The organism is Roseiconus nitratireducens, from assembly GCF_008629675.1.
GTDB lineage: Bacteria > Planctomycetota > Planctomycetia > Pirellulales > Pirellulaceae > Stieleria > Stieleria nitratireducens.
This window is the reverse complement of sequence record NZ_VWOX01000007.1, coordinates 280,202-294,661: the sequence shown is the minus strand read 5'-3', so window position 1 is coordinate 294,661 and position 14,460 is coordinate 280,202. Positions and strand designations below refer to the sequence as shown.

Below are 14,460 nucleotides of genomic sequence, written 5' to 3'. Positions count from 1 at the left end.
CCTCTGTGCTTCAAGAACCTTTTTCCAACTCCACGGCGCGACCATCACTTGCCGACCGGTAACAGGCATCCACCAGTGCCATGGTCTTCAGATTGTCTTGACCGCTCAGGGTCGGCTGCTCGCCGTTCTCCAACGCCACCAACAGTTCGGCCATGGGTCCCAGGAAGGCATCCGGGAACCACACCTGGTCCCAACGTGGCCGGTGCCAGCGTCCGGTCCGAGTTGAAGTGTAGTCGATCGTGCTGGGCTGACGTTCCGGGTACTTGGGCCATCCGATCTCACCTTTGGCCAATCCCTGGGTTCCCTCGACACGCCAGTGGATCCCCAGGTCGGCCGCGGCGCCTTCCCTGGCCGGTCCGGTCCAGACGTCATCGCAAATCAGGCAACGCACGCCCGAATCGTACTCCAGCACGTACAAACCGATTCCATCGACGTGTTCAAACGCCGTCCGCGGGTCGGTGCGAAAACTAGCGAATACCCGCCGCGGCTCTCCCAGCCAGTAGCGCATGGTGTCCAGATGATGGATCGACATGATCCGGCAGGTCAGCCAACCCTGCCGCTGCTGCCAGGGCATCCAGTGAGGGATCGCTCGCATGTCGATCGTCGCCAGCACGGGATCGCCCAAAACACCGCCGTCCAACAGGTGTTTGCAGGCCCGTACCGACTGGTCATAGCGCATGTTCTGGTTCACGCACAACGTGATTCCGGCCTCGCGACACAACCGCACGATTTGGGTGGCCTGGGCGAGATCTCCACCGAGCGGCTTTTGCGCGAGAATCCCGCGGACGTGTTTTCCTTGGACGATTCGCCGCACCACCGGCAACAGGGCGTCGGGTGGAACAGCGACATCGATGACTTCGATGCGATCATCGGCCAGCATCTGATCGACCGAGTCGAAAACCGTCTCCAAGCCGTGACGTCGGGCAACTTCGGCGGCCGCTTCCTGTCGCCGTGACGTGATTCCCAGCGGACGCAGCCCGGCGGCGCAGTACGCGACCAGGTGGCAATCGGACATGATGAATCCTGCCCCCACGCAACCGATCCCGACGTCGCGATTGCGCGGCATCGTCGGCAGATAGTCCAGAGACTCCGGGTCGGAAAAGTCTTTCATGATGGCCGGTGCACTCACTCCCGCTCCAGCGAGCGGGCGCTGGCATCGTGATTGGGATCCAGAAAGGCCACGTCCGCATCGTCTTGCCCGAACCGTCGGGCACCGACTTCTTTGATCACCTCATCGGCGACCGGTTCCAGCGGCGTGTATCGCGGATGATGGGATTCCTTGTACGGATCATTGCTCTTGGCGTTGTAGCAACAAATCATCGCCCACCGCGGATGTTCGGATTGGTTGCGATCGCTGCGGTGAAGCAGATTGCTGTGGAAAAACAGCACGTCGCCCGGCTCCATCTCCACGTACAAGTGTTTCATCCGCTCCAGGATGGCCGAGACCCGTTCCATATCGGCCCCGGCCTGTTCACCACTCAATTGGTGATGGATTCTTCCGCAATGCTGCGACCCTTCAATCACTTGCAGGCAACCGTTTTCCTTGGTCGCCGGATCCACCGCGATGTAGGCGCTGACCAGATTGGGAGTCAACACGCCGTTGGAGTACCAGTAACCGTAGTCCTGGTGCCAGGTCCAAGCGCCTCCGACGCGGGCATCCTTCATGATCATCTTGGAATGATAGTGATAGGGTTCGTCACGGAGCAGTTGTCGGGCCCCTGAGACCAACCGATTGCAACGCGCGAACGCGCCATAAATGCCTTGGCCCGGATGGTTCCATAACGACAGCCGAACACTGCCGCCTTCCCCGTCGTCGCGTCCGAAGGCGTGGTCGTCCAGCGCCTTGTCCTCCTTCGCAGCTTTGCGGAGCAGGTCAATTTCCTCGCGGTCAAACAACGACCGTTTCAACACGAAACCCCGCGCGTCGTACTGTTCGACTTCACCGGTGCTGAGCGTTTCCTGGAAGCCCGGGGATTCCTGGGAGTTCAAGGGTGCCGAGGACATCGTCGATCCTGGATCGAAGGGGGGAACGGGACGGGGGTGAACGGCAGGAACTTCGGGAACGAAAGTTCCTTGCCGGCTGCCACCATCTTAACGCCCGCCCGGCCGCTTGAGCGACCGCCGGGCGGGCGTCAACCCGGGAAGGCTCAGACGCAACCGAAACGCCCAGCGAAAACTCGCAGGCTAAGGTAAACTCGATGCTCCTGTGCTTACGCACTCGATTCCGTGCCTACCGCCATACCGAAACGGCGATGTCTCCGGTTTCTGAATCGACCTACTGACATGACCTGTTTCGCTTCAGATCGAGCACCTGAGAAGCAATCTCGCGCGGCAAGGCCACCGCTGCGTTTTGCGGTGATCGGCATTCTGATTGCCGCAGGACTGGGTGGACCAACCCTTGCGAAAGTTGCGGCTGCCGATCAGAGGAAGCGAGTGGTCGTTTTGTATAGCTTCCATACACTGATGCCCGTCAACATCGATCGAGACCGAGGCTTGCGACGGGCCTTCGCGGAGGAATTGGGTCCCAACGTCGACTTAGACATCGAATACCTCGATCTATCCCGCTATGGAGACGACGAGTATGTTCGGGACTGGATTATCCTGCTGCAAAAAAAGTACGCGGACAGGCAAGTCGATGTGGTCATCCCCGTGGCCGCTGATGCCATTGAGTTCACTCTGGCGCATCGGTCGGTGGTGTTCCCCGATGCCCCCATCGTCTTCTGTAGTGCTGGAGTGAACCTGGCAAACGTCGCAACTTCCGAGCCAAACGTGACCGGCGTTGCCTATCGACTAGATTTCGACGAAACGCTTCGTGCGGCACTGCACCTCTATCCCCAAGCGGACCATCTGCTGGTCATTGGTGGCGTGTCGGACCAGGACAACCGCATCCATGCTCTCGCAGAATCCTTTGCGACTCAATACGAGCAAGCTCTGCAGGTGGACTTTCTGGTCGGGCTTCCGATGGCGGAATTGCTTGACCGTGTGGCTAACGTTGATCCCCAAACGGTCGTGTTGATGCTGACCTACAACAAGGACACTTCCGGCAACAACTACGTCACTCGGGACGTGGTCGAAAAAGTCAGCGGCGTCTGCCCCGCGCCCGTGTTTGGACTTTGGGATTCTCTGCTGGGACACGGAATTGTGGGCGGAAGTCTGATTGAGGTAGAAGCGCAGGGCGAGTTGGCTGGCCGGATGGCAGCCCGCGTACTCCGCGGAGAACGGCCATCGGAAATCCCCGTCGCAGGCCTGGACGCGAATCAATTGATGTTTGACGTTCGCCAGTTGCGTCGATGGGGCATCCGCGAAGACAGCCTGCCGGACGGCTCCATTCGACGATTTCGGGAACCGTCAAATTGGGAGCGTTACGGCTGGTTAATTGTGGCCACCGGCACCATCGTGCTGTTGCAGTCCGGGCTGATCGCCATCTTGTTGGTGAATCGATTTCGACGTCGGCGCGCCGAACAAGCACTCGAAGCCAATCAGGACGTCACGCGACGGCAACGAGACGAACTGGCGCGCGTCAACCGCGTGGCAACCGTGGGCGAATTCTCCACGTCGATCGCCCATGAAGTGAACCAACCGCTGTCGGCCATCGTCAGCAACGCCCAGGCCGCCCTTCGGCTGCTTCGGCAATCGCCTCCCGACACAGAGGAGGTTGCAGCTGCCTTGCAGGACATTGCCAACGATGGAAACCGCGCGGCCGGCATCCTCAGCCGTGTGCGATCGCTCGCCCGGAAGGAACAGCCGACGAAGATGCCTTTGGACCTGAACGAAGTGGTCCGAGAAGTGCTCCGACTCGCCGCGCCGGACACCGAAAACCGCGGAATCATCATCCACGAAGAACTCGACGGCTCGCTGCCCGCGGTCACAGGGGACAAAATCGAACTGCAGCAGGTCATCTTGAATTTGCTGATCAATGCCACGCAAGCCATGCAGGACGTCGATCTGCAGTCCCGGCAAATCACCGTGCGAACGACTCACGACACCGCGTCGGTGGAGCTTGAAGTGGAAGATCGCGGGATTGGATTGGCCGATGATCAACTGACACAAATTTTCAACGCGTTCTACACCACGCGGCCGGGCGGCATCGGCATGGGGCTATCCATCAGCCAATCGATCGTCGAATCGCACGGTGGGAAGATCTGGGCCACTCAGAACGTAGACGGCGGCGCGACTTTCCATGTCAGCTTGCCAGCCGCATCGATCATTGGCAGCAATGGACCAGGGCTTGAAAACCTGGCAATCAATCCTGGAGGCTCTTCATAGTGGTTCTCATTCTTGGGTCGTAGTGGTTAGGATGAATCCATGCCATTTCGAAACGCCATTGTCTACATCATCGATGACGATCAATCCGTCCGCACGGCGAAAGCACGGTTGCTGAAATCCGTCGGGCTGGGTGTCCAAACCTTTGGCTCAGCGCGAGAGTTCTTGGATCATGATCGTGCCGACGTCCCAGGCTGTTTGCTCCTGGACGTCCGCATGCCGGGACTGAGTGGTCTGGACCTGCAGCAGGAACTGGTGGCTAGGAAGGTCGACTTGCCAATTGTCTTCATGAGTGCTCACGGCGACATCCCGATGTCGGTCCGCGCAATCAAGGCGGGCGCCGTAGACTTTCTGCCCAAACCAGTCGACGATCAAGTGCTGCTTGACGCGGTGGGACAGGCTATCGACGCCCATGTGCTTGAACGGCGAGCGAACGCCGAGTTGAGCGACATTCATGCCCGGATCGAATCTTTGACGCCGCGAGAACGTGAAGTTTTGATGTTGGTCACCGAAGGTCTGATCAACAAGCAAATTGCCAGCCGCCTGGGAATCTCCTTGCCCACGGTGAAGATTCACCGCCGACACTTGATGGAGAAAATGGGCGTCGCTTCCGTCGCAGAATTAGTTCGCATGGTGGAAAAGTCTGGGGTCTCTACACCCTAAGTATTAGATGCTTCACCCCAAAAGATAATTTTCGGCACAACGGCCGAAAATTATCCTCATCCCTGAAGATGCTCTCGCGGGGATCGCGCTATTTCTCGTGCTACCGGCGTCGTTTTGAAGACGCATCGGCACGCTCGCTTTAACGTGGCTTTCCATCGCGACGCGGCGGCGTGATTTTGCGATTTTCCGACAGCACTTCGTCCTGGGACGCGGGTAAAGACCCGGAGGAATCCAACGCTACCGGAGCACGGATTTCCATGGCACGCCAGTTCACCGTCGCGGTCATTGACAATGATGACTCCATTCGCAAAGCGCTGCAGCGGCTGCTGCTTAGCAGCGGCTATGCGGTCCAGGCCTATAGCTCAGCCGAGGCGTTCCTGGAATGCGACGCGGCCGAACGCGCCGATTGCCTGCTCCTGGACGTGCGTCTCGGAGGGGCGAGCGGAATTCAGCTTCAAAGGAACCTTCTGGAAATGAACCGGCAAGTGCCCACCGTGTTTATGACGTCGCACCAGGATGAGAATTCGCGGCGAGCTGCACTGGAAGCCGGCGCCTCCGGATTTCTCTCCAAACCAGCCGATACTGATGCGCTGCTGGAATCGATCCGAAGAGCCCTGGAGCGATTGGACTGAAGAATAGTCCACACAAGACTCACGCGTTCATAGCGACTTGTCGCACATGCCAATGGGAGAACGCACACAAACACGACCAATCATTGCCGGTGGCAGGAACCATCGGGCGCCTCCGACGGATTTTGTTTCAACAGTTACCTACGCGGGAGAATCTCAACGTGATTAGAACCTACTCGTATCAAAAACTAGGCTTGATGGGCTTCGCAGCTCTGTTGAGTTGCGTCATCGCTGTGACCGACTTGCAAGCTCAGCAAGATGGCAAAAAGCCGAACATTGTCTTCATCATGGGCGATGACATTGGGATGTGGAACATTGGCGCCTATCACCGCGGCTTGATGGCCGGGCGGACTCCGAACATCGACCAGCTTGCTCGCGAAGGCGTGCTATTTACGGACTACTACGCGGAAGCAAGCTGCACCGCCGGGCGTGCCAATTTCATCACGGGACAGCTCCCCATCCGCACCGGGCTAACCACCGTCGGCCAGGCCGGCGCGGAAGTCGGCATGCCTGCCGCGGCGCCGACGATCGCCACGGCGATGAAAGAACTCGGTTATGCGACCGGCCAATTTGGCAAAAACCACCTCGGAGATCGAAACGAATACTTGCCAACATTGCATGGGTTCGACGAGTTCTTCGGGTACCTGTACCACCTCGATGCGATGGAGGATCCCTGGAAACCGAACTACCCGAAAGAATTGCTGGATACGGTTGGCCCGCGAAACGTGCTGCACTGCCTCGCAACCGACACCGATGACACGACAGTCGATCCCCGCTGGGGAAAGGTGGGCAAGCAAAAAATCACGGACATGGGCCCGCTGCCGCCCCATCCAACCGAAGGTGTCAAGTTGAACATGGAGACCGTCGACGACGTCATCCTGGACCACACCTTCGAGTTCATGAACAAGGCCAAGAAGGATGACAAGCCCTTCTTCGTTTGGCTGAACCCGACCCGCATGCACGTCTTTACTCACCTGGCACCCAAGTACGAGAAGCTCCGGACTTCGGAAAACGGCTGGGGCGTGTATGAAGCCGGCATGGCTCAGTTCGACGAAATCATCGGCAGCGTGATGAAACAATTGGACGAGATGGGTGTCGCCGACAACACCATGATCGTCGTCACCACGGACAACGGGGCCGAAGGGTTCACCTGGCCCGATGGCGGAACGACGCCGTTTAAGGGTTGGAAAGGAATGGGCGCCGAGGGCGGCTTCCGCGTTCCATGTGTCGTCCGGTGGCCGGGCAAGATCAAACCCGCGGTGGCCAACGGCGTGATGTCAGGCATGGACTGGTTCCCAACCTTGGCCGCTGCGGCCGGATACAAGGGCGACATCGTCGCGGACCTGAAGAAGGGCAAGACGCTCAACGGCAAGAAGTACAAAGTCCATCTTGACGGCTATGACCAAACGAAAATGCTTGTCGATGGTGGAGAGTCGGCGCGGAACGAACTTTGGTACTTCACTGAATCAACATTGGCCGCCGCCCGCGTCGGCGACTACAAGTACGTGTTCATCGAGCAGCCGGACGGTTGGTTCGGCCCTAAGGTAAAAGTGGACTGGCCCGGCATCTACAACCTGCGGCTGGATCCGTTCGAGAAGATGAACCTGGGCGAGTCACTATTTGCCGGCGAATGGTGGGCGTTCGAATTCTGGCGGTTTGTGTTCATCCAAAAGGAAGTTGGAAAACTCGCGCAGTCGGCACTTGATTTCCCACCGATGCAGGCCGGCGCCAGCTTCAACCTCTCGGCGGTCAAGGACAGAATCGAGAAGGCGATGGCGAACCGAACGGGCAACTAGCTTCCTTGCCTGTAATTCCAGCCTCCCTCCGTGCCCGGGGGGAGGCTGAAGCAAAGCGGCACGACCTCTGGAAAGAAGGGTGAATCAAAACTTCTCGACCTCCAGTCGCGAAGCGCCGCCACCCCCCTGCCGTCGGCGCAAGCCGACGGACACCGCCTCTCAATTCCAGCAACCGCGAAGCGGCGACAGCAACACAAAGACCAGCTTCCAATCGGGATACCAAGCCACTTCACAAAAGTTGCTAAAATTCGTCGCGTGAATCTCGCTTCGCAAACGACATGAATCGGAGCAAACTTCATTTGCCGCCGCGGTTCGATCGCGACGCGTCCCGGCACCGTCTTTTCTAGTATTCGGCAAGAAATGTCTTCCGCTTTCCGATCTCGGCCAGATGTCATCTCAGCCGAACGATGCAAGCGGTCTTCGTCGGCAATGGTTCCGACTCTCGCCCTGCTCGTGGCAGACGTTCTGGCTGGTGGCCATGCCCTGCCAGTCCGTGCCGGTGACCCGGACTCGACGGCACTCAATCGCATCTTTGGCGAGAGCACCCTTCAGCAGAACGCCGTGCAGGCCTGCCGATCGGCCCGTCACCTGCCACTTGCCGAACATTACGACAGTTTGATGCACTGGGTGTTGCCGGGTGACGGCCATGGACTTCGCATTGCCGGGGCAATCGTTCGAACGCCCGGGCGTTCGCCCGATCAAGCCGATCCACAGGTGATTGCGTTGGCCGACTACCCTGAATCGGACTGGATCCTCTGCCCGGCTCGCGATCTGGTCCAGATTTCGGAGAAGTTGGGTCGCTTGTCGGATTTAAGAGCACGCATCGACGCGGTCCAGCCTTCGAGCGAACAACATTCGCTCGCGAAACGAACGTTGATGACGTTGATCGACGTGGCCGTCAACGACCGTGACGCCATCGAACAGGCGTTGGCGGATCGATTCTCCGGGCTGCGACGCTCGACAGACGAACATGCTCACGACCAGTGGTGGACGGACCTGTTGGTGCTGTGGACGGTGACGGAAAATCCCGACACGTCGGATTTGGTGATCGAGGACTTTTTCGGTGTCTATCCGGAGCTTCGTCTCAAGATTGTCGATCCCACACTCGATGTGATCGCCGATTACTTGAGTTTTCTTCACGGCCATCGCACCCGACAGAATTACGCGTTCGATTTGCCGGTCAATGAACAACCACTTGAAGGCCTCGACGTTTTTAGTCGATCCGATGCGGCGTCGCATGGACGAGCCGCGCCCCTGACACGGTTTTGTTTTGATGATCGAGGCGTCGTGAAGGTGTCCGGCCACGAAGTGGATTACATCGCATGCCGCAGCCCGGTGGCGGGAGGTTTTGAAGTCGTCGGTGAAGTGGCAACCCGTCCCAACGCATTCAGTAAATTGATGGTCGACGGAGTCGCGTGCCAACCGATGCCCGATTCGAACAAAGTCTCCGTCGCCCGCTTTGGTGGCGGCAGTCAAACTCGCACGATTGACCCTGGCTTGGAACCGCTCGACGGCCGCACGTTGCTGCGTGCGGTGAGCCGCGATGCGAAGACCGAACACTACTGCAACGGCCGCCTGGTTTTTTCCACCGCCCCGACAGGCTCGTCTGCCCCCTGGGCGGCCATTCAAAGTTGGCGACGCTCCATCTGTGAGATCACCGACTTCAGGCTGGCCGGCGATCCCGCCGTGCCTGATCGCATCGACCTGCTAGCCGACGATTCACTTTCGGGCTGGGCTTCCTATGACGATCCGGCGCTGGGCGACTGGCGAGCCGTGGTCGACGAGAAGGGAAACACGATGGTGGTGGAGGAGCGGTCGGCAAGCCCGGCAGGTAGTCATGACGAAAGCCTGCTGTATTACGTGCGGCCGATCGTCTGGGATGCACGGATCACCTACGAGTTTCAATTCCGCGACGGCGTGTGCTCGGTCGATCCCTGCCTGGGGCGGTCGGTCTTCCAGATTCGTCCCGATGGCGTTCGGCTGCACCGAATCACGGACGGGCGTTTTGAACGGTCCGAACTCCGTCCCGACAATTCCCTCTCCTTGAACCTCGATTCCAAAGAGCCATCGTCCGGGGTCAACCCAACACCGCCTTTGCAGGACGGATGGAACCAGGCAGAGCTTTCAATCCAAGGAGATCAACTTGAGATTTTTTTGAATGGCGACCCAATCGTGCGGCATCGCATCAAGCCGCACACCGTTCGCACGTTCGGCCTTTTCCACAATCGGGACCGAACGCGTGCGGTGGTCCGCCACGTCAACCTGGCGGGAGACTGGCCGAAATCGATCCCTCCCCTTCAAGAACAGACGCTCGCTTCGAAGATCGTGAACGAGCTGAATGCGGCCTCCGAGCGACTACCCCAACGGTGGCAACACGATTTTCGCCGCGGTGCCCCCAGCGAATTCTTTCACTTGGGCGGCAACACTGACCGAGTCTCGCAGCAGCCGGACGGTTTGCACATGGACCGAATCGACGACTCGGACAAGCTGGCGATGGATTTCTGTGGCATCATCGACGGAGACTTCGATGTCGTTGCTTCATTCAAGGATCTCAAGATCGGCACCCAGAAGCCCACCTGGCACTGCGGTTTCGGGATAGCAACGCATTTGCAGAACCAGGACCGCAGTCGACTGGACCTCTGCTTGCGTCGCGACCGGCTGAACAGCCTTCACCACATCGCGTTTTCACACAACGAAGTCAACAAATATGGTGGGATCCGTTGGATCAGCGATTCCACTTCACGCGATCAATCCAGCTCGGGCCGACTCCGCTTGATTCGTCGTGGCCGGACGGTGCACGGATTCTTTGCCGGCGGCGATTCGACCTGCTTCCGGCCGATCGGCTCCGCGACGGTTCCACTCGGTCCCGTGCCGCCTCAGTTGCTGCGCCTTTACACCGTCGGCGGCGACGGAATGCACGTCAGTGGCACCTGGGTCGACCTGTCCATTCGTGCCGAACGCATCGACCTGTTGAAACCGGACAACGAATCTGCTTCGCTGAGAGTCCTGAATCAGGAGCGTGACCAGAAAGCTGAACTCCAAATCGATTTCGCCAAACAAACGCTTGAGGAATCCGGTTTGACGATTTCATCAGGCCGTGCGGAGGACCTGGAGCGGACACCGCGTGGTTGGGTCATGAACGCCGGCGGCGGGACGGCGCCGAATCGGATTGCGGTCACCAGGCCGATGCGGCCGACCCGTGCGTTCGACATCGAATGGGAATTCGAGCGACAACGCGCCTCCGGCAAGGTCGCCGACCAAATGACGGGTGAAGCGGTCCTCCGACTCCGTTTGGCGGAGCAGGCACGAACGAAAGACGACCCCACCTACTTGCCGGTCTTGGAAGCCATTTTGACTTTCCGGCACGAGCCCGACGGCCGCATCGCCCTCACGCCAAGCCTCGTGGTCCGTCGACGCGACGGCAAGTTGATGCCCGTTCGGCTACGGACGCGCGAGATCGAAACGCCAGAAACACTCCGCATCGTGCAACACGCTGACCAGCTTTACTTTCTCTATCGCGACACCGGATCCCCCACCGACCGGATCATCGCGACCTACCCACTGAAGTACCCCGTCAGCGCCACCTCAACGGAAGTCTCGGCCGCTGGCACCCGAGACAACGGAACGATGCAGATCCTTTCGAAGCGTTTGACGATTCGCAGCGGCAACGTAGCTTTGTCTGAAACCGAATAGCGACGCTCGCCAGAGCGTGGTTTTCCGCCGCGAACGCGACGGCAGCTACCGAGTTCTGCAAGTTTTCAGCCAGGGTCTGGTTCCGAAAGGCGACTCGGAGGATGACTCAATTCGACGATTCATCTCTGGCAAGCCATCAGAACGTTGCAGGGACCTCTTCTCAGCACCCCCGGGTATCTGGACCGCGGCTCAAACGACACCTTGCGCCGAAGGCGCGACCATTTACCCAGCCCCGCCCGATGGGCTGGGCAATGGACCGGGGCGTTGCCACGGCAGGCGAGCCCGCTGATGTAAAAGTGGACTTGTCTCGGACACCGTGTTTTTCTAGCGTCGCCCGAAGTGCGCCGGCGCCAAGGCCGGTTGATGGAATCATTTCGCGTAAAGTTGAAAGGTGCTCGTGTGCCAAAGGTAACTCGGAACATCGTGACGATTTTGGTCCTGGTCGTCGCCGCGACCATCGGCAATCGTGCTGCCGCAGCCGATTTTCCTGCGCAGATCAAAGCTGGAGAGCATCGTCTGCTACTCAACGGCTGGGGAGCGCGTACCAAGTTCTATCTGGAGATGTACGTCGCCGGACTCTATCTGACCAAGACCAACAGCGATCCCGCAGCCATTGCTGCCGCCAATGAGCCGATGTCGATCCGAGTGAAGATCACCTCGGGCATGGTCAGCCAGGCAAAAATGGTGCAGTCGCTCACGGATGGGTTTCACAATGCGACAGGCGGGAACGTGGCATCGATCCAGCCAGAGATCAATCAATTCCGGAAGTGCCTGACCGAAGCGATTACGAAAGGTGACACGTTCGATTTTGTCTACCTGCCAGAGCATGGGGTTATGATCAGCAAGAACGGCAAGCTCAAGGGCGTCGTCGCTGGAATCGAATTCAAAAAGGCATTGTTCAACATCTGGCTGTCCGACAAGCCGGCGGATGCCAACCTGAAGAAAGCCATGCTCACCCGATCGCTGCGCCGATAGTCCCCGGCTGAAAACGCGCAAAACCCCGCCGTGGCCGTCGCGATTGCGGCAGAAAGCCAAGAGAAAGGGGACGGCGGTGGGACGGGAGTCCTTTTTCTCGCTCGTGCCGATCACATCTGAAGCCGGAGGGTGACTCGTCGATCGCCACAGGAACGGACGCTCCGGAATCGGCCGCAGGGGCATCAGGCCGGCTGAGTTGCGTCGGTCTCCCTCACCGAAACGCCGCAAAGAATTGCTGGACATGTGTCGGTTCGCCCAACCGATGCACCGAAGCGAGTCGTTGAGCCGCATCACGAAACGCGGACTGTGTTCCGTTCGTCTGCTGGTCGACCGGTGTGGCGGCAAACGCCAACAGGTTCGCAACTGTTCTTAGGCTGAGGCTTTGGCGTGCGACGCATGGATACCACGTTGCAGCACGATTGCATCACCCTTGGTCGGACCACATTGAAGCTTTAGCGTGGCAATCGGGCAGGGTAAAACGAGGACCGTACGGTCGATGTCAGATTGCAAAGAACCAGTCGACTGCCTTTCGATTTTAATTGTTGACAGAAGACCTTTAGTTGGCCGACCGACACCGCCGAGAACTGATCGACGCCCTCAAAGTCTAGGAGAACACGGGAGTCATTCTGAAGCAGGTCGGCCAATCGCGAGAAATCTTTCGCGAACGGACAGGTTGATCGGTCCTCGCGGACATCCGTCTGCACAAGAGTTACTCGCACGAAATTTTCGATTTGTTGAATCGTTAAGCGTGTTAACGACGTCGGGATCTCGTTTGGGATCTTGCGCGAATCACGCGGCCGAACGCTCAATGTCGCAACAGCTTCGTTGTAGAGTTCGAACATCTCAAATGTTCGGTGGTGGTACTTGGCCATGAATCGGAGAGATCCGAGGGATTCGCAGCATCAGATGGTTTGCTGCTAAGAAGGAAGACCGCCAGCGATCAGGCTTGCTAGACCGCGGGCGCTGGACGGTCGTCGACGACAGATCAGCGTCACGTGTTCTTTCGCGGAACGCCAATTGCTTTACCAGCTTCGGCCGCGTTCGGCTCGCGGCTTCGCTTCATTGACGGTCACGTCCCGTCCACAAATCGACTTTTGATCAATCGCACTGATCGCTTCCATTCCCGACTCGCGGTTTTGCATTTCAACAAAACCAAAGCCACGAGAGCGACCGGTTTCGCGATCTTTGATCACGTTGACTGATTTGACGGCCCCAAACTCACCGAAGGCTGCTTCGATGTCGTTTTCGGTCGCATCGAAACTTAGATTTCCAACATAAATGTTCATAAGATGAACTCCTTAAAGAAGATTCCGCAACAGCGGACGCATAGGAGTCAAAAGGAGCGATCCCATGGCCTCAGCCAAGAGATAGTGAGTGGCGATGCCACTATAGAGTTTCCAGCCTAGAGCGCCAGAAGAATTAGCATGGATCAGAGAGAACTATGAATAGCCCGGCTCGAAACGAAATCCAACTCAACCGTTACGACAACTGTCCGAATCTACTTTACCAAAGCTCTCTCAATCTTCCTTTGTCGTGGAGTGGTCGTTGCGCACGAAGCGTCATAATTGACCACATAAATCACGAGCAAGCGAACTATACCATGGATCGGCAGCATTTCGACGTGCGTCCATCGGTTTGTCGTCGATTCCCAATCTCAGTTTTACGTAACGCGAGGCGTACACATTCTTTGGGAAAGAATTCAAAGTCCCGAAATAACTTCTAATTTCGACTCGCACCTCCCGGCGCGGCCCTTCGCTAGCAACGATTTTGGACTTCACCAGTCGAGCGGAGGCTCAGATACGGCTGATTTCACAAGGGTGTTCATGCCCCCGTGAACGAACCTGCATGCAGCCAGGCTGCATCGCCTGAGATGGGTTCGGTCGGGCTCAAATCCGCGGCGGTCAAATTCACCTTCGCGATGAAATCTCGTTCACTTCGGTGCTCCGGTTTCATCGACCGGGGCACCGAAGCATTAACTCGCCGAAGTCGGCCACCGGAGCGTTGAAACGAGTCCGGCTAATTCGCTTCGGTCACCCACACCGACTCGCTGAAGCGAGGCGCGGAATTTGCGTGGGCTTGGTCCAACTTCGGCGGCGAACGAACGCGGCTGTCAGTTCGTTCAAGGGCGACCACCCCGACGGGATGAGCGAAGCCATCGCACGTCGTACCGGCGGTAGGGGCGAAGCCCCGGTCATTTGCCCAGCCCAGCCCAACGGGCTGGGAAGAGAATGAACAGAAATGAAATGTTAGGGCCAACGGCCCGGCCCTATGTTTGTCAGTGTGCTTCAGCGTTCATCGAGAGTTGATTCTCACGGCACCGGGGCAATCGATACGCTTGGGACTGAATGCAAATGGCCGGGCCGTTGGCCCTCAGGTTTTCACTGGATTCTGAGACCCAGTCCGTTGGACTGGGCTAGGTAAACGGCAGGGCCTTCAGCCCG

At 58.3% G+C, this 14,460-nt stretch carries 10 protein-coding genes; 6 read left to right on the top strand and 4 right to left on the bottom strand.

Translation table 11 applies throughout. From position 1 onward, the window contains the following. Positions 1–10 precede the first annotated feature (10 nt). Positions 11–1,111, bottom strand: coding sequence for a Gfo/Idh/MocA family protein (locus FYK55_RS14455; protein WP_150077214.1), 1,101 nt, complete (start codon positions 1,109–1,111; stop codon positions 11–13). Between the two features lie 14 nt (positions 1,112–1,125). Continuing rightward, complete coding sequence (locus tag FYK55_RS14450; protein WP_150077134.1) at positions 1,126–2,004, bottom strand: phytanoyl-CoA dioxygenase family protein; 879 nt, start codon at positions 2,002–2,004, stop codon at positions 1,126–1,128. A gap of 459 nt (positions 2,005–2,463) precedes the next feature. Between FYK55_RS14450 and FYK55_RS14445 the strand changes: the two genes are divergently transcribed. From FYK55_RS14445 to FYK55_RS14420, 6 genes are all read left to right on the top strand, one after another. Then, positions 2,464–4,266 (top strand): sensor histidine kinase, encoded by a 1,803-nt coding sequence (locus FYK55_RS14445; protein WP_161604509.1) that lies wholly within the window; start codon positions 2,464–2,466, stop codon positions 4,264–4,266. A gap of 39 nt (positions 4,267–4,305) precedes the next feature. Beyond that, positions 4,306–4,926, top strand: a complete 621-nt coding sequence (locus tag FYK55_RS14440; protein ID WP_150077132.1) for a response regulator transcription factor — start codon at positions 4,306–4,308, stop codon at positions 4,924–4,926. A gap of 257 nt (positions 4,927–5,183) precedes the next feature. Continuing rightward, positions 5,184–5,558 (top strand): response regulator transcription factor, encoded by a 375-nt coding sequence (locus tag FYK55_RS14435; RefSeq protein ID WP_150077131.1) that lies wholly within the window; start codon positions 5,184–5,186, stop codon positions 5,556–5,558. 158 nt (positions 5,559–5,716) lie between these two features. Continuing rightward, positions 5,717–7,351, top strand: a complete 1,635-nt coding sequence (locus tag FYK55_RS14430) for an arylsulfatase (RefSeq protein ID WP_201743718.1) — start codon at positions 5,717–5,719, stop codon at positions 7,349–7,351. A 429-nt stretch (positions 7,352–7,780) separates the two neighbouring features. Continuing rightward, positions 7,781–11,044, top strand: a complete 3,264-nt coding sequence (locus FYK55_RS14425) for a DUF1583 domain-containing protein (RefSeq protein WP_161604508.1) — start codon at positions 7,781–7,783, stop codon at positions 11,042–11,044. A gap of 432 nt (positions 11,045–11,476) precedes the next feature. Next, positions 11,477–12,019: a chalcone isomerase family protein gene (locus FYK55_RS14420; RefSeq protein WP_235908692.1), complete on the top strand. Its 543-nt coding sequence runs from the start codon at positions 11,477–11,479 to the stop codon at positions 12,017–12,019. Positions 12,020–12,471: 452 nt separating this feature from the next. Here FYK55_RS14420 and FYK55_RS30115 read toward each other — a convergent pair whose 3' ends face one another. Both FYK55_RS30115 and FYK55_RS14410 read right to left on the bottom strand, forming a co-directional pair. Then, entirely contained in the window at positions 12,472–12,861 is a 390-nt protein-coding gene (locus tag FYK55_RS30115; RefSeq protein ID WP_390621729.1) for an STAS domain-containing protein, read from the bottom strand. 180 nt (positions 12,862–13,041) lie between these two features. Then, complete coding sequence (locus FYK55_RS14410) at positions 13,042–13,305, bottom strand: RNA recognition motif domain-containing protein (RefSeq protein ID WP_150077127.1); 264 nt, start codon at positions 13,303–13,305, stop codon at positions 13,042–13,044. Positions 13,306–14,460: the final 1,155 nt, after the last annotated feature.